The organism is Flammeovirga sp. EKP202, from assembly GCF_014534745.1.
Lineage (GTDB): Bacteria > Bacteroidota > Bacteroidia > Cytophagales > Flammeovirgaceae > Flammeovirga.
Genome location: NZ_JACVVP010000031.1, coordinates 69,878 through 90,494, shown reverse-complemented (window position 1 = coordinate 90,494; position 20,617 = coordinate 69,878). Strand labels below are relative to the sequence as shown.

The window sequence follows — 20,617 nt, the reverse complement described above, 5'->3', positions numbered from 1 at the left end:
AATTTGCAATGCTTATTTTGTTTTATTTAGAAACTTAATTTTTCATCGCTTTAATCAACTTAGAAACAAATTATTATGTCTCTCAAAAGTCTTCTTTTACATCATGTTTTTTCCTCAGCCGTTTGCTGAAGGGAGTGCAAAGGTAATAGAAGGTTTTTTAAATGCAATAGGTTTATTCATTTTTTGATTTAAATAAAAATGAATAAACCTACATATCACTTAAAATCAATATTTTAAATATTATCTTTCTAGATCAAAAAATATACTGTTAGAGAATAGATGCATTCCATTTACCCAAAAACCTCTAATTAAAGGGTTATCTACATAGTAAAACACTTGCCCCTTGTTGTATTTCTCAGCTGCAATTAGGGATGATCCTCCTAATTTTTTTTTCAATTCTTCACCTAAGTAGCCAGAAATAGCTTCACTTTTGGTTATTAAACCAATATTATAACCATGACTCAACAAGGGAAGCTTATTACTATTTTCCTTAATCGTGAAATATTCTTTCTCGACACCTTTCGATATTAAAGAAGAACTTGGTAAACTTAACTCTAAAATACACCCTAGTGCCTTATTCTCCGTTTTACCTTTTGTGATAAGCATTGTTTCCATATTAAAAGACTTACTCATCTTTTTGCTCATCTCTAGTTCATCAATTTCCTCAATAACGTTTATAGCATTTTCTAAAAGGATAACCTTCCCTCCTTTTCCTATAAAGTCTTTTATTAAAACAGATATCTTCGAACTATATTCTCCATCTGATAAAATCACTGTATTTACTTTTGATAAATCAAAACCGGTTACTTTATCTGTATAAAAAACATCAACAGGATATTCAATTATTTTATCAAAGTAATACCAAAGACTTCCAAACTTCACGGGGTTTACATCTTCACCAGCTAAAATTGCTATTCTAGGCCGCTCCATTACTTCCACTTTCTTTTCCCACTTGGCGTCATTAATATGTATGATCTGCGTACTTATGTTATTTTCTTCTATGATTTTCTTAAATAGATCAAACTTATGAGACATCATCAGACCAAAATAAGGGAAGACAATATCTCCTTTAGAAATAGTTTGATTCTTAAAAAGAAAATCTTCTGTTAAATACCCCACTTTGATTTCTTCCTGCATTAATTGAGCAATCAGCTTAACATCGGACACCGACTCCCATTGTAAAATAAAGAAAGTGGAGTCTGTCAAAGTACTTTCATCAAATGAACTATTAACTAAAGTAGGTTTATATAAAGTCTTTTCTATTTCATCTTCTGTCTCCAACATATCCAAACCGAATGCATAGGGTAAAGACCATGCTGTAAGATCATATGTTGTAGAATCTGTAAACTCGGCTTTTGGCTCCAATAAGACTTTCAACATTCGTCCCATCTTTTGATCTGTTGAAAAAACTACATCTCCTTTTTCAACTTTTCTTTTCACTTCTTCCTGGTCGAAATAGCTGTAACCTTTTACTACTTTACCTTTTGATACTTCTTCCCTTACAATTCCCTGCCTTTCCAATATAGAAGTCATCAACTCAATATTATTTGAATTATGTTTCGTTGGAGTAATAATGAATTTCGTGATGGTACTATTAGTAGGGTGAAAAAAGTCTTCATACTCTTTCAATAGTTCATCTTTATACTCAGAAGCTAAAATTGTAGTGAGTATTGATGTTTCAAAGTGTTTTTGAATTCTACCTTCCAAAGTAATCTCCTTCGCTTCTCTTTTTGATTTATAGGATAACCCTGCAACTCCATGCCCTCCTTGTTCAAAAGTAAAACCAACTGCACCATTAAAACAGGTCCAACTATCTCCATAACTAGGATATAATAAATCGAATACTTTCCGAGTAAAATATTCCCAATCTTGAGATTGGAAATAAGTTTCATACTTTGCCGAGGCTATTTTCTGATATTTTTTTTGCCATGTTGTTACTTCTTTATGAATAGGGTCAGCAGAAGGCCCAAAGAAATAAGAATACTGAGGCATCATTTCATGAAAATCAACAAATATCTGAGGATACCATTGTTTATATAAGTTAGTCCTATGTTTTGTTTCAATTTGTGTTCCCCAAGCCCAGTCTCTATTCAAATCAAAAAGATAATGATTGTACCGTCCAGTTGGCCAAGCCTCAACATGTTCCCATGTAGCGGGTTTTTGATTGATAAATACGCCGCCTTTAGCTCGGAAATTATTCACATACCTGTCTCTTCCGTCAGGATTCAAGCAAGGATCAATTATTATAACAAGGTCTTTTAATAACTCTTCATATTTTATATCCAACAATTCATAAGCTACTTTCATTGCTACTTCAGATCCTGAAGCTTCATTGCCATGCACATTATAACCTAACCATACTACTGCTTTAGTATAAGCTGGCTCTCCTTTTATAAATCCCGCTCTTTGTAAATTAGATTGACGTATGCTTTCTAAATTTTGAATATTTCCTTCTGAAGACACTGCTAAAACAAAAAGAGGCCTACCTTCATATGTTTTACCATATGGAATATATTCAACCTTTAGTGATTGACCTGCCAGGTAAGAAAGGTAATCATGTATTTTATGATGATATGTAAATTGGGTTCCTAAATTATATTCTAAAAATTCGGAGGGTGATTTTAAAGTTTGGCTGTATGAAAATGTTGATAAAAAAAATAAACATATCCACTGACTATAGAATAGTAGTCTTTGCATAGTTTCAGTTATAATATTAAAGAATTGATGAGTAAATTAAGAAGAGTATTACTGAAAGCCTAAATTCTTATCAAAAAGAATTCTCAAATTTTACAGCCAAAATATTACTTATTGATTTTCAGTGAATTCCATGTTTTTCAAACAGAAGATTATATTAGTATTATCCAAAAAAATAACACATAATATTATTATCTTATTAAGAATTATTATATAACAGAATTATATTTCGCTTAACATTAAATTATCAATATTTTAATCTAAATATGAAAATAGTTCGATATTTATAATAATCAATAGTGTAAAATACATTTTTTATATAATTTATTTCATATCAAAAATTTATTCATTATTATTGTGATAAGGTATCCCCCTTGATAACAATTAAATAACATATTACTACTGATCATTTTTTCAATGCGATTAAATTCCTTACTAGCACTTGTGTTTTTACTTTTCACAGTAAATACATCATTTGCTATCGTCGACAGTAATGAACCGACTTCAAAAACTGCTAAGTTGGAGGAGAATGCTACATTGTCTAGCACACGTTACATCTTTCTTAAAACAGTTAAGAAAGACTGTTTAGAAGGAGACACTGAAATTGTATCTTCAATCATTCAGGTAAACATCAAGAATTTTGCTCAAGAGAAATATAAGATCTTAGCAAAGTTTGAAAATGAGGTCTCAAAAAAGTATCCCAAAAATGTAATTCACATTAATTTAAACTGTATTGAAGGTGTCTACTCTGATTTGAGAAGTGCTACAGATGCTAAAAAAGCATTAATTGACAATGTTGAAAAATCAAGATCCATTGTATTAAGATAAAAAAAGCGAAATCTCTTACGAAACTCCGCTCTTTTCATTCTAAAACACCTATTTATTCTTAAATACTAATTGATCATTTTCGACATCAATTAATACGATTGAATCTTTCTGAACATCACCTTTCAAAATAGATTTCGATAAGTCATTCAAGATATATCTTTGCATTACTCTTTTTAAAGGTCTTGCTCCAAATTCTGGCTCATAACCTAAATTGGATACTTTATCTAAAGCTTCCGGAGTAATTTCTATCTCTATACCATTCGTATGGATCCTTTTCTGTATATCCTTGAATTGAATTGAAGCAATTTTTCTCATGTTCTCTCTAGTAAGAGGTTGGAACATTAATACCTCATCTATTCTATTTAAAAATTCTGGTCGAACCGTATTTTTCAATAAGTCCAAAGCTTTATCTCTACAACTCTCAAGAATCTCCTCTTTTTCAATTGATGAACTCGCTTTATCAAGATCATTTATTTTGTCCATCATAAAATGAGCTCCCATATTGGAAGTCATAATGACAATTGTATTCTTGAAATCCGCAACACGTCCTTTATTATCTGTAAGACGTCCATCATCCAATACTTGTAATAAAATATTGAATACATCTGGATGTGCTTTCTCAATTTCATCTAATAGAATTACTGAATAAGGTCTTCTTCTTACTTCTTCTGTAAGTTGTCCACCTTCATCATATCCAACATAACCTGGAGGCGCTCCGATCAAGCGACTTACTGCATGTTTCTCCTGATATTCTGACATATCAATACGAACCATTGCCTTTTCATCATCGAATAAGTAATCTGCCAAAGCTTTAGCAAGCTCCGTTTTACCGACGCCAGTAGAGCCTAAGAATAAGAATGAACCAATTGGTCTTCGAGGATCTTGCAACCCTGCACGACTTCTCCTTACGGCATCTGATATGGCTGTAATTGCTTCATCTTGTCCTGCCACTCGTTTCCCAAGTTCATTTTCAAGGTAAAGTAATTTTTCTCTTTCGCCTTGTACCATCTTAGCAACAGGTATACCTGTCCACCTTGATACTACTTCAGCTATATCTTCTGAGTTGACCTCAGTTCGTAACATCACATTACCAGATGTTGATTCTTTCTCCGCATCCTGCTGTAAAATTTCAAGCTGTTTTTCAGCTTCTACAATCTTACCATAACGAATTTCAGCAACTCGTCCATAATCACCTGAACGCTCCGCTTGATCTGCTTCTATTTTATACTTATCAATATCACGCTTTAACTGCTTGATACCGTCCAATGTTTGTTTTTCACGTTTCCATTCGTCTTCTAATTCATTCAGTTTTCCTGTTAGAATTCGAATTTGGTCCGTTAAGATATTTTCTTTTTCAATATCCTTTTCTCTGCGAATTGCCTCTCTTTCTATTTCCAATTGCATGACCTTTCTTTTGATCTCATCTACCTCTTCAGGCATTGAGTTCATTTGAATTCTCATTCTTGAAGCAGCTTCGTCCATCAAGTCAATAGCCTTATCAGGAAGAAAACGATCTGAAATATATCGATCAGAAAGTTTTACTGAAGCAATAATGGCATCATCCTTAATTCTTACACCATGATGAACTTCATACTTTTCTTTAATACCTCTAAGAATTGAAATCGCATCATCAACTGATGGCTCTCCAACAGTTACTGGTTGAAAACGTCTTTCAAGGGCTTTATCTTTTTCAATATATTTTTGATACTCTTTTAGTGTAGTTGCACCAATAGATCTTAGTTCTCCTCTTGCTAGGGCTGGTTTCAATAAGTTAGCAGCATCCATGGCACTATCACCTCCAGCTCCTGCACCAATCAAAGTATGAATCTCATCTATAAATAAAATGATTTTACCATCGGCACTTTGAACTTCTTTGATGACTGCTTTTAAACGCTCTTCAAATTCACCTTTATATTTTGCACCCGCTACCAAAGCTCCCATATCTAAGGATGCAATACTGATATCTTCTAGATTTTCTGGAATATCACCTGCAACAATTCTTTGAGCTAATCCTTCAGCAATGGCTGTTTTACCAACCCCAGGCTCACCAATCAACATTGGGTTGTTTTTGGTTCTTCTTGATAAAATCTGAAGTACTCTTCGAATTTCCTCATCACGACCAATAACCGGATCCAATTTTCCATCTCGGGCCATTTGAGTTAAATCAATTGCATATCTTTCTAAAGATTGATATTGGCCTTCAGCGTTCTGATCTGTTACTTTATTTCCTTTTCTTAATTCAGTAATGGCCTTTTTAAGATAGTCCTTTGTAAAGCCCGCTTGTTTTAATAACTGTGCTACTTTATCACCACCATCTAATAAGCCTAATAAAATATGCTCAACAGCGACAAACTCATCTTCCATCTCGCTCATGAAACGCTCAGCGGCTTGAAGTGCTTTTGCAGCATCATTTGATAAATAGGGATTATCTCCTGTTGACTTCGGATATCCTTGTACTATTTGATCTACTTGTTGATCTAAGTTAGTCTTATCTGCTTTTATTTTATTGGTCAAAAATGAAATCATATTATCCTCTTGCTGAATAATCGCTTTCAATAAATGACCTGTTTCTATTACTTGTTGTTGTAATCCTTTTGCAATCGTCTGTGCCTTTTGCAAAGCCTCTTGCGATCGGATTGTATATTTTTCAAAATTCATAAATCTATTCTGATTGTGTTAATTGTAGCTATTTTGTAAAACTGTATTATTTGCTTTACAAACTTTATGGATCAATAACTGTTCAAAAGTGAAAAAACAGACACATTTACTTAATTGTACTCAAAAATTAATTCGACTCATGACGAAAAGTCATTAAACAACTGGAAAACAAAGAACTAACAAGACATTTTGTCTTAAATTAAATTGTATAGAGAAAATACAGATTGTATTTTATTGTGAATGATTATAAAGCTTTAATGAAATTGGTGTCGTGCTTTAAACATTGATTGTCTAATAGTTGTAGACGAATTCAAAACCCCAATTAAATTACTGTTTTATTACTATGACGAATTTTGTTAAATACTTTGGACTCGCTTTAGTCACATTTTTCCTATTGATGAAATACATCATTTTTGGAAAATAAATAAAGGGTAGCAACCCTACGATTACTACCCTCTTTTTATTTTATTAAAAACTCCCTTATTCTATAAGAAGTTAGGTAAGTCTAATTTCTTCGAAATTCTATACGCTGCATTCATTAAACCTACATGACTGTAAGTTTGAGGGAAGTTACCCCACTGACTACCATCTGAAGAATCCACATCTTCTGATAATAAACCTACGTGGTTTGCATAACTACTTACTTTCTCGAAGTAATCAATTGCTTCTTTAATTCTTCCTACGCATGCTAATGCCTCAATGTACCAGTAAGCACAGATCAAGAATGTTGTTTCTGGAGCACCAAAATCATCTACGTGCTTATAACGATAGAATAAGCCATCTTTTGCCATTAACTCTTTTTCCATCCCTGCTAAGTGACGTCTTGCTCTTTCAGAGTTCGGATCAAGGTAATTCATGGTGATCAACTGAAGACATGAAGCATCCATATCTTTTGCACCAGCCGCTTGCATATAAACTCCTGTTTCCTCATCGTAGCACTTTTCGATCATTTCAGCTGCACGCTCTTTGATCTTCAAAGCTTTGTCTGCCATTTTCACATCATCAAAGTACTGCGCCATTTTATATGCTGCACTCGCACCTGCCCAGTGGAAGAGGAAAGTATAGCAGTAGTGACCAGGACGATCTCTGAATTCCCATAATCCAGCATCTTTCTCCTCCATCGTATCAGCAATCTTCTGTAAAGTATGCTCCACTAATTTCTTAGTGTGCATTCTATACTTATTAGTGAAACGCTCATCCGCATATAGAGGAAGTAATGACGTTAGTACCTGACCATAAACATCATTTTGAATATGTGTATAAGCATCATTACCAATCCTTACCGGCTTGTTTTCACCTAAATATCCTTTTAAAGGCATTTCGATTTCGGTGATTTGCTTCTGAGCAGTGATGGTATAAAGTGGTTGATAACGATCTTCTTCCTGCTTTGTTACATTTTCAATGTATTTGAAATAAGCCTCAACTTCTTCAAAGTGACCAATGTTATTGAAGGCATTTAATGTATAATAAGTATCACGCATCCAACAGTAACGATAGTCCCAGTTACGTGTACTCTTATGATATTCCGGAAGTGAAGTTGTACCAGAGGCTATGATTGCTCCTGTATCTTCGTATTGGTGTATTTTTAATATTAAAGAAGAACGGATTAGTTTTTCTTGATGGAAGAAACTAATACTTGTTGATTTCACCCAATTTCTCCAATATCTCTTTGTTCTAGTATAAAAGTTTTCAGCTGTATTTTCGATGGCCGCTTCTAATGGAGCACCGTAAGTTAATACTGTATATACAGCACCACTTAATACAAATGAGTTACCTTCCATCACGTAAGACAACGGAATATTGGTTGTTAATCTCATTTGCTGATCAAAACCTTCAAAACGGATATGATTACTGCCTTGAGATTTTTGAGGAGTCATCTCACCATAATGTCCTCTTGGGTCACATACTACTTGTACAGAAGGTGTTCCTTTCATTGGTTCAATTTTACGAACCATCATTAAAGGTTTATAGTAACGGTCGTCTTGCTCAAAACGTGGAGCAAAGTCTGTTACTTTATAATCACCATCTTCAGTATAAATTTCAGTAACAAGAATGTTTGTATTGGTTACATAATACTGCTTGGTCTCCTTAATTTTAGCTGTGGGTTTCACAGAAAACTCCCCTCCTTTTTCATCATCTAGTAAGTCACCGAAAACAAAACTGCTATCAAACCTTGGCCAGCATAACCATCTAACACTTGCTTTTGTATCGATATAGGCCATAAATGCACAGTTACCGATAACACCCATGTCGTACTTGTGTGTTTTCTTCATGTTGTAATGTTTGTTTTTGTCGTTTTAATTAATAAATCAGGATGTGAGTAAACTACAATTTACTATATTTTTCATCAAAATTTAAAAATTTAAAAGCTGAAGGGCAAAGAATACTATGATATAAAAATCATAAATTTTAAAAGTTGTGGTACTAAGAAGTCTAATAAAACGTTGAATTTGTAGAAATAATAGTAAATTTATCCCCACGAGAGACTCTTTATTTTTTCATATATTGTCTTTCAATCAATTTAAAAACAATTACTTCAACCATGAAAAAATTAGTATTAGCCTTATTTTTAGGCCTAATTGGGATCGTTGCATCTGCTCAAGATACTGCTGGACCTGTTATTACTTTTGAAGAAAAAACATATGAATTTGGTGATATTCACCAAGGTGATGTAGTAGAGCATACATTTAAGTTTTCAAATACTGGAGATGCTCCTTTAGTCATCACAAATGTTACTACTACATGTGGATGTACTGCACCAAATTGGCCAAAAGAACCTATTAAGCCAGGTGATCAAGGTGAGATTTTAGTGAAATTTAATAGTAGAGGCAAAAGAGGTGTTCAGAATAAACCAATCACAGTTTATTCAAACGCAAAAACTACTACTAAAATTTCAATTACAACCAACGTACTTGTTGAGTAATTCTGAATTTTCACAGAAAAAAATGCCTGCTCCTTTATGAAAAAAGAGCAGGCATTTTTTATTTTTCCCAAATCTGAAAGTAATCTTCATCTAATTTCTTCTGAAAGCCTAGTGCTTTTAAAATGGATTCACATTCTTCCGCTTCTTCTAAAGTAAGGATATTTTCAAAAGGGTGAATTTCAAAATAAATACTTTTGAGCGTTTTCAAGAAAGGTTGAAAGTCTCGAAAGAACTGTAATTCTCCTCCTTCAATATCCATGATCAATGTATCAAACTTTAGATTGTATTTCTTTTCTAACTCTTCCGGAGTAATCCCTTCGACCTCTACTTTTTGAGCACTTTCTATATTTGCACTTCCTTGAACTATGGATTTTTGAATATTAAAAGTAACAGTCTTGGCTTTTGCTACAATTCTGTTCTCAACATGAAAACCACAATGATTTCTTTCTTTATTATGTTCAAGATGCTGAATCAAAAATGGATTAGCTTCTACAGTAACGTGCTTATTCCTTTCATTCAACACACCATTAATCACACAAGAAACTACACCAATACATCCTCCTAATTCCAATACAGAAGCATTTTTATCTAAATACTTTGGAATAAACTCTCTTTCTTGTTTTTCATACCACCCCAAAGTAAAGGCTCCTCTAAAGAAACGACTCGTTAATTCTTTGGGAATCGTGTAAACGTTTCCGTTTGTTCTGAATTCCTTTTGAATAAAATCGAAGATAAAACCTGCAAAAAACTGCTTGATTGGTAAGTATACATTTAGTAGTAAATAATTCATGTATCAATAAAAAATCTTAAGTCTTAATGTGTGTTCTATTTTTGTGCAAGAAAATGAAAAAAAAGAGTGATACAAACTTGTAACACTCTTTTCTTCTTGAAACTATTTCACAATGTAAATCACTTCCTTCTTTAATTCTTTGATTGCGGAAGTAATATCTGAAAGATGATCTAATGTCTTTTCTGCACTTTGATCTCCCAATACCTTCAAACTGTTTTTTTGTCTGAAAGTCTGTTTGATCTCATTCCAACGCTCTAGATCCGATTCAGTAAGAATATCAATCAATTCTTTAAACTTCAATAGGTTCTCCTCCGCTGCACTTGTCAGTGTTTGAGATTCATTTTCATAATGTGAAACGACTAACTCTTGAAGCTCTTTCTCATTCATTAATGGAGAAAGTTTTTCAGCTAGTTTATTCATATTACGATAAGACCCTTGAAGTTTGAAAGGTGGTTCTACTCTATAATCATCATCTTGTGCTGCTGAAGCAACGTAAGCTTGATTGACCTTCAGAATGACACTTTGTACATACAACAGCTGTCTGAAGATTTTGATACTTTCTTCTTTTTCATCTGTTGAAATACTCACCTCCAACTCTAGGTTTTGAAGGTCATCATTCTTAATTCCACTGATCAAAGTATATAAATCCTTCTTAGGGTAGTTCGTCCATTGAGAGATAAATTGATTTGAAGTCAGGCAGTTTTCGATATAACTCAATTCAAATGCCGTTTGAGTACTACCGATCACTTCACCCAAATTATACGTATCTGCCCTGTTGGCTAACATATCAGGAATCTGGAATTTATCGCCTGATTCAGTATAAGGGTTCCCTGCCATAATCACACAGAACCTTTTCCCTCTCAGATCATACGTCTTCGTATTGCCTTTGTAAACACCTTCGATCTTTCTCTGACCATCACAAAGTGAGATAAACTTCTGCAGGAACTCAGGGTTACAGTGCTGAATATCGTCAAGATAAAGCATGATGTTATTTCCCATTTCAAGGGCTAATCCCAACTTTTCCAATTCCTCTCTTGCCGTTGCATTTGGTGCTTCTTCAGGGTCTAATGACAATACTTGATGTCCAATCGAAGGTCCATTGATCTTCATGAAAATTAATCCTAGACGATTCGCTACATATTCCATCAAAGTAGTTTTACCATAACCAGGAGGCGAAATCAATAAGAGAAGTCCCATTAGGTCAGTTCTCTTTTTAGATCCTGCCGCTCCAATCTGTTTTGATAAGTTTTCTCCAATCAATGGAAGATAGACATCGTTGATCAATCTATTTCTCACAAAAGAAGATAAGACTTTGGGTTCAAAAGAAGATAGTTTCACTTCTTTCTTAAAGTCATCTAATACCTCTCTCTTCTGATTAGTATATTGCTCAAACAATGGTAAGCTATTATGGATATGTTTCTTTAAGCGAGCAGTGAAATCATAGAAGTTGAATTTGTATTTCCCTTCATTGATTAAACTATGGTCTCCTAATAAACCTTCTAATTCTTGTTTGTATTCTACTTTTGAAAGTGCTCGATCTGCTTTGAAAGTCTCCAATAAAAGTAAACTCGCTTCTAAGGTGTAAGGGGTATAATCTGCCTCGTTTTCTGTAAATGAATTGGACTTGAATAAAGTTGACCATCCAATTTCCATAAACGTCAACAGTTTTTCCCATTGCCCAGAAAGTTTACTAATATGTTGATCGAATGATTCTTTTACATTTTGAGCTAAAAGTAATCGTTTAAATTCCTCTGCCAAGAAGTTGGCCTTCTCACTGATTTCAAAATAACCATAAGTGAGTAAGTCCATCAAACAGTAACCAACCTCCTCAATTGCTGTTTCTAATTCCAAATTCAGCTTTTTCAATACAACTTCCACATGTGGTGTGATGTATTTTAGAATAGAAGATGGATCGGCTTTTTCCTCAAATAAAGAAGAGAAAAGTGAGAAGCCGTTTGCCCACTCCTGAATGACTTCTTTTTCTTTCTTTGGAATTTCTTTTAACCAGACAATTTGTGCTAATGCTCTAGTGACCGAATCATAACATAAAGTCTTGAGAGAAGTATTCATTAAAGCATACACTTTGATTACTTTCATGGCATCCAAATCATGTACACCTTTCAAGTAACCGTCGTTTAATGAAGCACCCATGTATTGCTGGATTTCCTTCAATAAAGCTTCTTCCTCTTGATCGACTATTGTTGTCGCATTTTTATTGGCTAAAAATTGATAGGCTAAATATTCACCTCTATAAACTTCTGAAGATTCAGAAGGCAATGACATTGTCCATACTTCTCTTGTACTTAAAAGACTTTCATCTTGTACTTGCTCGAAGAAATCTGTTCCTGTCAAGTGATAGAATAAGTTGCCTTTTCTCTCAATAATCGTTGCTCCTAATTCTTGTTGTGCTACCGCAAAAGAGTGCTTTCCAAAACGGATAAAACCTGGACCGTCAACATTTAATTCATTACGGTCTCTCAATTGGCGAATCGCTTCTTTTTGGGCTTTCTTTAAAGATCCAAGTACCTCTTCACCTTTTGACGTTTCACCAAAATCAATCAGACTTTGTGCCGTCTCTCTTAATTTTTCGATTAAAAGATCTGTAGAGAAATAAGCGATCAGTTGATCCTCTTTTTCCATCTTTTTCGCTTTCGCTAAAATGGATTGGATCATTCGATCAGCAGAGTTACGTAAACGTAATACTCTCTTATTTCGAACTTCTTCTAATTGAATTTTCTTCGTTTCGAAGACTGTCGCAACTTCCTCTCTCTTCTTTTCAAGCTGTTCGGCAAAATCATCAAAGTCTGCGAACTTCCCTTCCAATTCTTCTATCTGAGCCGATAGCTTACTGAGGTATTCATCGCATTCTTCTGGAGTGGTTGAAATATCCAAGAAACTAGAAACAGATTGTTCTAATAAACGGTACTGTGCCGTAAACTCTGCCTCTGCTTCTTGCTTCCCTAACTGATTTTTCTTTTCTCTTGCCTGTGCTTGAACATTATTAAGAGATGAGAACAATTGAGAGATATTATTGATGATCTCTGCCGTTTGCGTGGCATCCTTAATTTTAAGGTTAGAGACGGTTTCAATTAATAATTCTAATTCTTTCCCTAAGTCTGTCAGTTCTTCAATAGCTTCTTCAACATCAATTGTTTTTTCCCATTCAGGCAACTGATTTCGAAGTTCATCAATCTTTGTTGTAAAACCTGTCAGAGCATTCTCTCCTAAAAGGAATTGAATACATCTTTCTCCTAACTTTAAAGAATGTTCTTTCAGCTTTTCCTCTTTTTCATCGATAGGAGGAATCTGAATGTATCGAACTTCTTTTAATGTAACGGCTTTACCTCTTAAGGCTCTTAGTGAAGCTAAACCTTGAACATAATCTCGTATGTCCTTATAAATTCCACGATCAATTTGACGTGTAATCTTCAGACATTCTTCATCAAAAGCTTTTTGTTGGTCTTCTGCGTTTTTACGTTGACGACTTACTTTTTCATATTCTTCAATCGCTGCAGTAGCGGTATCTTTGATTTCCTCAACGGGAGCCAAAAGATTACCAACATCTTCACGTCCTAACCATGGATACATATCGGTGACTACAGATGCTTCTTGCAAAATATCTGAGTAAAGTCCCATATAGTTATCCGACTTCTGGCACAACACATTGATTCCATTCAACTGTGCCATGGCTTTTACAACTTCCTTATTCCCTAGATTGACTAGATAGTGATCATTTTCAGAAGTAGGTTCTACTAAATCTGCATCAACAAAAGGAGACTGTAAAATCTGAAGATTGTGTACTTTCCTTGGTTCTTCATCCGCCTTAAAATAAACTAGTTCTCCATTAGGGAAAACAGAGTAACCATTACATTTTAAAGGTGGCTGAACGGATTGTTCAATGACATTGTAAGAAAGTAAAATATACTCTCCGGTATCTCTTTGATAGAAGATAAATAGATAATCTTCACCATTTGGAGCTACTATCTTCTTTTTGAAGACCCAATCGTGTTCTTCTTGTTCGAATAGTTTATACTCTCCATTTTGAAGGTAATATCCGTTGGAAAATACGATACCTTGTTCTTCTGGTAATAAAATACAGGCATTAGAAATCGCATTGACTCTGATTGCTGTTTTTAATTTATCGTTGTAAACAAAATATCTCCACTCCTTTTCTCTGTAAGGTAAAATCTTCAGAAGAATAAGGTTTCCGAGATCTGCATAATGAATTTCTCCATCCTCCAGTCTTTGCTCTTTCTCCTCAACTTCTTCTGCTAATATTCCTTCACCATCAAGAGTATTATCTTCTATTTTTATGGTAAGGTCACCTCCTACTGTTTCTACAAATACTCTATCGAGGATTGAAACATGTGGATGTTCTCCTTCTCTAAAATCATTTCTTGTTGTTCTCTTCCATTCAAAATCATGCTGAGGAGGAAAGACCACTTCATGGTCACTTCTTGCATCAACATACTTCAAAGCACTTCCTGAGATTTCCCATTTGAAGGCTTTGATGTCTCCAACTCTATCGCTCAATTGGAAGAGCATGTACAAGTTTTTGCCAGCTTTAAAAAACTGTGTGAACTTTGTATCTTTTTGGTATTGATATAGTTCGTTAAAGTCTTTTATAAACTGCTTATCTTCTATTAAGGATAAGGATTCATTTTTGAAAGTATGGGAATCATTGTCATAGGTGTATATTCCAAATACATCAGACAATACCATCTCTTGTCTTAATCCCAACTGCACATTATAACCGAAAAGAAACGTTTCTCCGATGGGTATCATGTCTCTGGCGATACAGTTGTTTTCTGTCATTAATCGCTCAGATGCAATCAGTCCAATTTCTATGGAACCGAAGATTTCTTTTCGTAATGAATTAAGTTGATCTAAAGACTTGTGAAGTTCCTTACCACTGTTTTGTAATCGTTGTTGGAGAAGCTCATAAGTTCCGTTTTCTAACATAAGTGTGATTTGTTAATCAATTTTTCGTTAGCGTGATACTTTAAAGAACTACTTTCAAGATGCTTTCTTCTTCATTTTTGTCTTGAAACAAAAACGAAGCAAAAAATTCAAGACTGAGAATCTAAAAGCTAAATTTAATTTCAATCGCCTAAATGATTTAAACTCGCTTTCGCTCAAACAGTAAATCATTTTTAACGGCTCTATTCATTAAATTCTTAACGCCTTTATCTTCAAGGTCGTTGTTAAGAAAGAAGTTTTTACACACCTAACTAAAAGTTGATATGACTTATAAATTAGAGGGTAAGGTTGAAGTCTTAAACTTCAACCTTAATTTCTCCGACAAAATTATTTGATAAATGTAGATGCAGCTGCCCCAGCAATGCCTGTTTTCTCAGCTGTTGCTAATGCACTATCGATCCATGTTTTCTGAAGATCATCGCTTGTCATGTTTTTCATCTTATTCAATAAACCTGCAACACTAAGGTTTTTGATATCTTCAGTTGTTACACCAAATTGATCAATATAACCTCTGATCTTACCAATGATGTTATTTCCATCAGATGAATCCAATAAGTTGTCTTTTACTTCAGTGGCTACGCTACTAGTTTCAAAGAACGACTCCACGGTTTCACCCATGCTGATTGACTTGATGATTTTATCATAAACTTGACTTTCTCCACCTATGATTTTGATGTCACTGCTTTTCACTGCTTCCGCCATTACTTGAGCTTGTGCTTTCGTCAATTCTTGTTGCATTTGGAATTTCGCTAAGGCTAATTCTTTCTCTTGATTTAATTTCAATTTGAATCTTTCAAGATCTTTGATCGCCTCATCCATATGAGCGGTAGCTTTCGCTTCTGCCTCGATACGTTGTGCTTCTACTAATGACTTTTCTTGTAATACCTTCGCTTCCGCTAAACCTTCTAATTCGATTGCTTTCGACTTCTTCTCCATACCTTCAGCCTCAGCAATCATTTTCTTTCTTAAGATTTCTGCCTCTGCTTCACCCAATTTCACATTCGCTTTCGCTTGTGCTTCTGAAGTGCTCTCGATGAATGCTGCTTCTGCCTCTGCTTCTTTCTCTCTGGCAATTGCTCTTGCTTCATTTACTTGTGCTTCCGCAAAACCAGCAGTGGCTTGTTCTTTCACCTTCGCGTCAGCTAATGTTTTAATAGCCGCTGCTTTTTGGTTTGAAGTTTCGAAATCAGCTGCTGCTTCAATTTTCTGTTGTTCAGCATGTAATTTAGCTGCTTCTTTCTGTGCTTCCGCTGCTTTTAACTCCATCATTAAGTTTTCTTCCGCTTTTTGCTCTGCCAACGTAATTGCTACTTTTTTCTGACGTTGTGCTTCAGCAAATGCTTCTGTATCCTTAATTCTCTCTTGCTCTTCTACAACGGCTTTTTCAACCGCTACTCTTTCTTTGATTACATCTTGGATGTCACGTTTCTGCTCTTCTAATGTTTTGTCTTTAGCAATTTGAGCCAATTCCACAACTTTCTGCTTTTCAGTCTCCGCTAATTGTCTTTCTTTTTCAATTCGCTCGTTTTCTAAAGCTTCCGTTTTCTCAATGTTCTTTTGAGCAACTAAGATTTCACGCTCTTTGTTCTTTTCCTGGATTTCAAGTTCTTCATCTACTTGTAATTTGATTTTCTCTGCTTTCAAGCGTTCTTCTTGAACAATTGTCTCAGTTGTAGCTTCTTCTTTGGCTTTGATCGTATCAATTTCTCTCTTTTGACGTTCTTCAGCCTCTACTCTTTGCTTTTCTAAAACTAATACAGCTTCTTCTTTTTCTACATCCTGCTTCTTGATCTTTTTCTCTTCTTCGTTTTTGATCAAGTTCGCTTGAATTTTTTGTTTTGCAGTCAAGTCAATAATCTTTTTGATACCTTCAGCATCCAAGATATTATCAGGATCCATGTGCTCAACATTTGTTTGTTCCAAATAATCAATAGCACAATCATCCAGTACATATCCATTTAGATCTGTTCCGATAATGTCAATTACTTCTTGTTTTACTTTTTCTCTAGAATTGTACAGTTCAATAAAATCAAATCGTTTACCAATAGTTTTTAGGGCTTCAGAAAATTTTGCTTCAAATAATGAGGTAAGGAGTTCAGTATCAGATGCTCTCTCACATCCTACAGTTTGTGCTACCGTACCAATATCGTTAGTGTTATTGTTTACTCTAATAAAAAATACTACTCTAATATCTGCTCTAAGATTGTCACGACAGATTAATCCTTGCTTACCTTCCCTACTGATTTCAATACTCTTTAAAGAGATATCCATCATCTCCGCTCTATGAAGTACAGGTATAACAGGTCCACCTTCTGTAATTACTTTTAGTCCTCTTACACCAGTTCTTACTAGTGCTTTACCTTGAGGTACTTTTTTATAAAAGCTTACAAAATACCCAATGACACCCAATACAAATACACCAAGAAACGATGCAAATGCTATTACGGCTTGTGATTCTAACATGATAGATTCGTTAAAATTAAATGATAAATTATTATATATACTTACAGTGAATAGTTAGAGAGTTAATTGGTTTGTTCACTCTACTCTTTCAACAGTAACAGTTCATTCATTAAAATACAATAGATGCTTAAGCTCTAGTTGCTTTATACAGGCTCAACTACATAGCAGTTTTGATGCTCATCAAAATCTACAACAATTGCTTCATCGCCTTTAGTTAGAATAGTATGTTTTTCTAACGTTTTGATATAAACTTTTTGTTCAGCATTTCCTATTAATACAGAAGCTTGTCCCTTCTTTTCTCCTGAAGCAGGAATTAATATCTTCGCGACTTTTCCTACCACTTCTCGGTCTACTTCTTCATTCATTTTCTTGAATACAATCGAGAAAGGATAAACGAAAAAACGAGTAAGAAATACGGAAACGGCTATAATCGGTAAAGCGATTGCTAATGCCATTCCCACTGAATCATTACCTAAATAGTAGTTTCCAAGTACTGAGAAAACCCACATCAATAATGACAAGAAGGATAAGACTAACATGAAAGGCACTTTACCTAAGTATAAGAAACCTGCCACATGCCCAAAAACTCCAATATCAGAATCTAAATCACTGATATCTGAGTCAATGTCTGCATCGACATCAACGTCTCCATCTAAATCAAAATCGATTGTATCTGGCGATAAAACACCTATCATAACATTTATCCAGTACAGTAGACATAATATCAATAGAAATGTATAAGGTAGATTAACCAGTTTAGCTGCTTCGTGTATTAATTCCATGCGTCATCATTCATTTCGTGTCATCTAAATTAATAAGAAAAGAGAATAATTAACCTTGCTTTTCAAATGTTTAAATATATTAACGACATGACAAAAAAAATAGTTGAGGTTTTGAGCGACCTCAACTATCTGTTTAACAATTTATATCTTTCTGTATTACAATTTGAAATATTTCTTAATTCTAGTGCATAATAAGGTATAGTTTTTCATTTTAATCAAAATACAGAAGAAAATTTCATTATTGACCAAATTTATCCTTTAAGAAATTATAAGCATCTTTTGCTTCTTTCCCATTGAACGTTGCTAAAGAATCTGCTAGTTCTTTTCCTTTTGGATATCCTCCAAACATGGCTGGAGCATTTCCATAATAACGCAATAGTCCCCAATGGGCAGGGACATGTTTAGGATCAAGTTCCAAAGCCTTCTCAAAAGCAGCTTTAGATTTCGGAGCGATAGACATCAACTTTAGCATATTTGCTCCTTTTGCTTGTTGTCCTAAGCTAGCGCCGTAATAATAATGATAATCGGCATTATCCGATACTTGTTCTTTCAGTTCTTCGAAAAGAGCTTCTGCATCTTCATTATTCCATTGCCCTAAATAACATAAACCTAATAGCTCTTTTGCCTTCAAATCTTCATTGATATGAGGTGCTAATAAATCAGGAATAGTTAGAAAATCCTCCTCTTGAAGTAATTTCTCTACCTTAAGTATTAAATCCTTATCCATTTTTCTTTCTTTTATCTCTTAGTTGTTTGAAGAATCTCATTAAAATCTCATGGCACTCTTCTTCTAGAATACCAGTCGTATATTTTGCTCTTGGGTGTGCTAACTTTTCAGAATAAGCCGTAAACCCTCTTTTCTCATCACTTGCTCCATAAACTATTCTGCCGATCTGTGCCCAGAATATTGCTCCTGCACACATGGCACAAGGTTCTAAAGTTACATATAAAGTACAATCACTCAAATGCCTTGAACCTAAATGATTCGTTGCAGCTGTTATTGCCAACATCTCTGCATGGGCAGTAGGGTCATTCAATTTTTCTGTTTGATTATACCCCTTACCAATAATTTTTCCATTGGCTACCACCAATGCCCCTACAGGTATCTCTCCTTCTTCAAAAGCATTTTCTGCTTCCTTTAAAGCGAGTCTCATGAATTTGATATCCTGAGAAGATTCATCCATAATAATTGTACTATTCTAATATATAAATTTAAGTGAATGTATAATCACTTTTACGTATTTTTTAAATTCAAATGCTAAAAACCTGTTTTTTAAGAGGTTTTCAACTGCAAAAAAGGGCCTGTTTAGACGAATGATCTCATCTTTTCGATAAACGCATCTTATCCTTAGACAAAGAAATTTGAATATTCTCAATATTTTCAAACATTTACAATACGGAATTTTTAAATAAAGTACTACTGATTCAACGATGGTGTTAATTAGACATTTTTTAATATTTATCCCACAATCTACAATAAAGTACTTTGAGTTAACGTTTTAAAAGCACGAAGGATGAAACATTATACGCTCTCAGACCAAGAATTAATTGCTCAATACCTTAATGGTAGTGAAGCTGCCTTTGAACAATTATTGAATAAGTATAAGAATAAGCTCTTTACTAGCATCTTATTGATCGTTAAAGATGAGTACGTAGCTGAAGACTTATTGCAAGATACGTTCATTAAGGCAATAAAAATGATTCGAGCTGGAAAATATAATGAGGAAGGTAAGTTTATGCCATGGATATCTCGTATTGCTCATAATATGGCGATCGATTATTTCCGTAAGCAGAAGCGTTATCCTACTATCATCATGGAAGATGGAAGCAGTGTTTTTGATACTTTAGATTTTTCTGAAAATTCTATCGAGGATCAAAGAATAGTATTAGAAACACAAACTAACGTTAGAAATCTTGTAGATCGTTTACCTGATACGCAAAGAGAAGTTCTTGTAATGCGTCATTATATGGAAATGAGTTTTCAAGAAATTGCTGATTCTACAGATGTAAGTATTAATACTGCATTGGGTAGAATGCGTTATGCGCTCATCAACCTTCGTAAAATGATGGAGCAACAAAGCGAAAATTCCAATAATGCAATTAGACAAAAAACATCTAAACAAAGAGTGTTCTAATAAAGTACTTAGCTGGCTTTACAGAGACACTACTTACACTACTTTAAGTGAAGAGGATAAAGAACTGATACTTGATGATAGTAGTTGTGAGGCGTTTTTGATTAATGGTGTCAAGGTAAAAGCAGCACTAAACCGAATTAATGAAAAACCTAGTCAGAGGACTATTAAAAATATTATGGACTTTGCGAAAAAAGCAATAGACCAAGAAGATTCTTCGAACTGATAAACTAAATGGCTCTTAAGGAAAGGTTACCGACTTGGTAACCTTTCTTTTTTTATTGACTATACTCAGAATCAATAAAAATTTTGAAATAAAAAAAAGATTGCCAACCTAAATAAGGGACAATCTCTTTTAAATTTTATT

General features: G+C 34.2%; 13 protein-coding genes. 4 read left to right on the top strand and 9 right to left on the bottom strand.

The window, feature by feature from the left end; genetic code table 11:
• Positions 1–240: 240 nt before the first annotated feature.
• Entirely contained in the window at positions 241–2,697 is a 2,457-nt protein-coding gene (locus IC221_RS18460) for a M14 family zinc carboxypeptidase (RefSeq protein ID WP_188170378.1), read from the bottom strand.
• A 414-nt stretch (positions 2,698–3,111) separates the two neighbouring features.
• Here IC221_RS18460 and IC221_RS18455 point away from each other — a divergent pair, with 414 nt between their 5' ends.
• On the top strand, positions 3,112–3,522 hold the full coding sequence (locus IC221_RS18455) for a hypothetical protein (RefSeq protein ID WP_188170377.1): 411 nt from the start codon (positions 3,112–3,114) through the stop codon (positions 3,520–3,522).
• A gap of 48 nt (positions 3,523–3,570) precedes the next feature.
• Here IC221_RS18455 and clpB read toward each other — a convergent pair whose 3' ends face one another.
• Positions 3,571–6,180 (bottom strand): ATP-dependent chaperone ClpB, encoded by a 2,610-nt coding sequence (gene clpB / locus IC221_RS18450; RefSeq protein ID WP_188170376.1) that lies wholly within the window; start codon positions 6,178–6,180, stop codon positions 3,571–3,573.
• Positions 6,181–6,665: 485 nt separating this feature from the next.
• Positions 6,666–8,453, bottom strand: coding sequence for a glycoside hydrolase family 15 protein (locus IC221_RS18445; protein WP_188170375.1), 1,788 nt, complete (start codon positions 8,451–8,453; stop codon positions 6,666–6,668).
• 269 nt (positions 8,454–8,722) lie between these two features.
• Between IC221_RS18445 and IC221_RS18440 the strand changes: the two genes are divergently transcribed.
• The gene (locus IC221_RS18440; protein WP_044206236.1) at positions 8,723–9,103 is read left to right on the top strand and encodes a DUF1573 domain-containing protein; all 381 of its coding nucleotides are present in this window, start codon (positions 8,723–8,725) and stop codon (positions 9,101–9,103) included.
• A 58-nt stretch (positions 9,104–9,161) separates the two neighbouring features.
• On the opposite strand, the gene IC221_RS18435 is transcribed toward IC221_RS18440, so the two are convergent.
• From IC221_RS18435 to IC221_RS18410, 6 genes are all read right to left on the bottom strand, one after another.
• Positions 9,162–9,893 (bottom strand): FkbM family methyltransferase, encoded by a 732-nt coding sequence (locus tag IC221_RS18435; protein WP_188170374.1) that lies wholly within the window; start codon positions 9,891–9,893, stop codon positions 9,162–9,164.
• 102 nt (positions 9,894–9,995) lie between these two features.
• On the bottom strand, positions 9,996–14,855 hold the full coding sequence (locus IC221_RS18430; RefSeq protein ID WP_188170373.1) for a DNA repair ATPase: 4,860 nt from the start codon (positions 14,853–14,855) through the stop codon (positions 9,996–9,998).
• 345 nt (positions 14,856–15,200) lie between these two features.
• Positions 15,201–17,336 carry a flotillin family protein gene (locus tag IC221_RS18425; RefSeq protein WP_188170372.1) on the bottom strand — a complete coding sequence of 712 codons (2,136 nt, stop codon included), beginning with the start codon at positions 17,334–17,336 and terminating at the stop codon, positions 15,201–15,203.
• 143 nt (positions 17,337–17,479) lie between these two features.
• Complete coding sequence (locus tag IC221_RS18420) at positions 17,480–18,031, bottom strand: hypothetical protein (RefSeq protein ID WP_367397778.1); 552 nt, start codon at positions 18,029–18,031, stop codon at positions 17,480–17,482.
• A 325-nt stretch (positions 18,032–18,356) separates the two neighbouring features.
• The gene (locus IC221_RS18415) at positions 18,357–18,845 is read right to left on the bottom strand and encodes a hypothetical protein (RefSeq protein ID WP_188170370.1); all 489 of its coding nucleotides are present in this window, start codon (positions 18,843–18,845) and stop codon (positions 18,357–18,359) included.
• Positions 18,838–19,302: a nucleoside deaminase gene (locus IC221_RS18410; RefSeq protein WP_188170369.1), complete on the bottom strand. Its 465-nt coding sequence runs from the start codon at positions 19,300–19,302 to the stop codon at positions 18,838–18,840. Before IC221_RS18410 ends, IC221_RS18415 begins: the two co-directional genes overlap by 8 nt.
• Positions 19,303–19,632: 330 nt before the next feature.
• Here IC221_RS18410 and IC221_RS18405 point away from each other — a divergent pair, with 330 nt between their 5' ends.
• Positions 19,633–20,253 carry an RNA polymerase sigma factor gene (locus IC221_RS18405; protein ID WP_044206226.1) on the top strand — a complete coding sequence of 207 codons (621 nt, stop codon included), beginning with the start codon at positions 19,633–19,635 and terminating at the stop codon, positions 20,251–20,253.
• The gene (locus IC221_RS18400; RefSeq protein WP_188170368.1) at positions 20,213–20,476 is read left to right on the top strand and encodes a hypothetical protein; all 264 of its coding nucleotides are present in this window, start codon (positions 20,213–20,215) and stop codon (positions 20,474–20,476) included. The genes IC221_RS18405 and IC221_RS18400 overlap by 41 nt, the downstream gene beginning before the upstream one ends.
• Positions 20,477–20,617 lie beyond the last annotated feature (141 nt).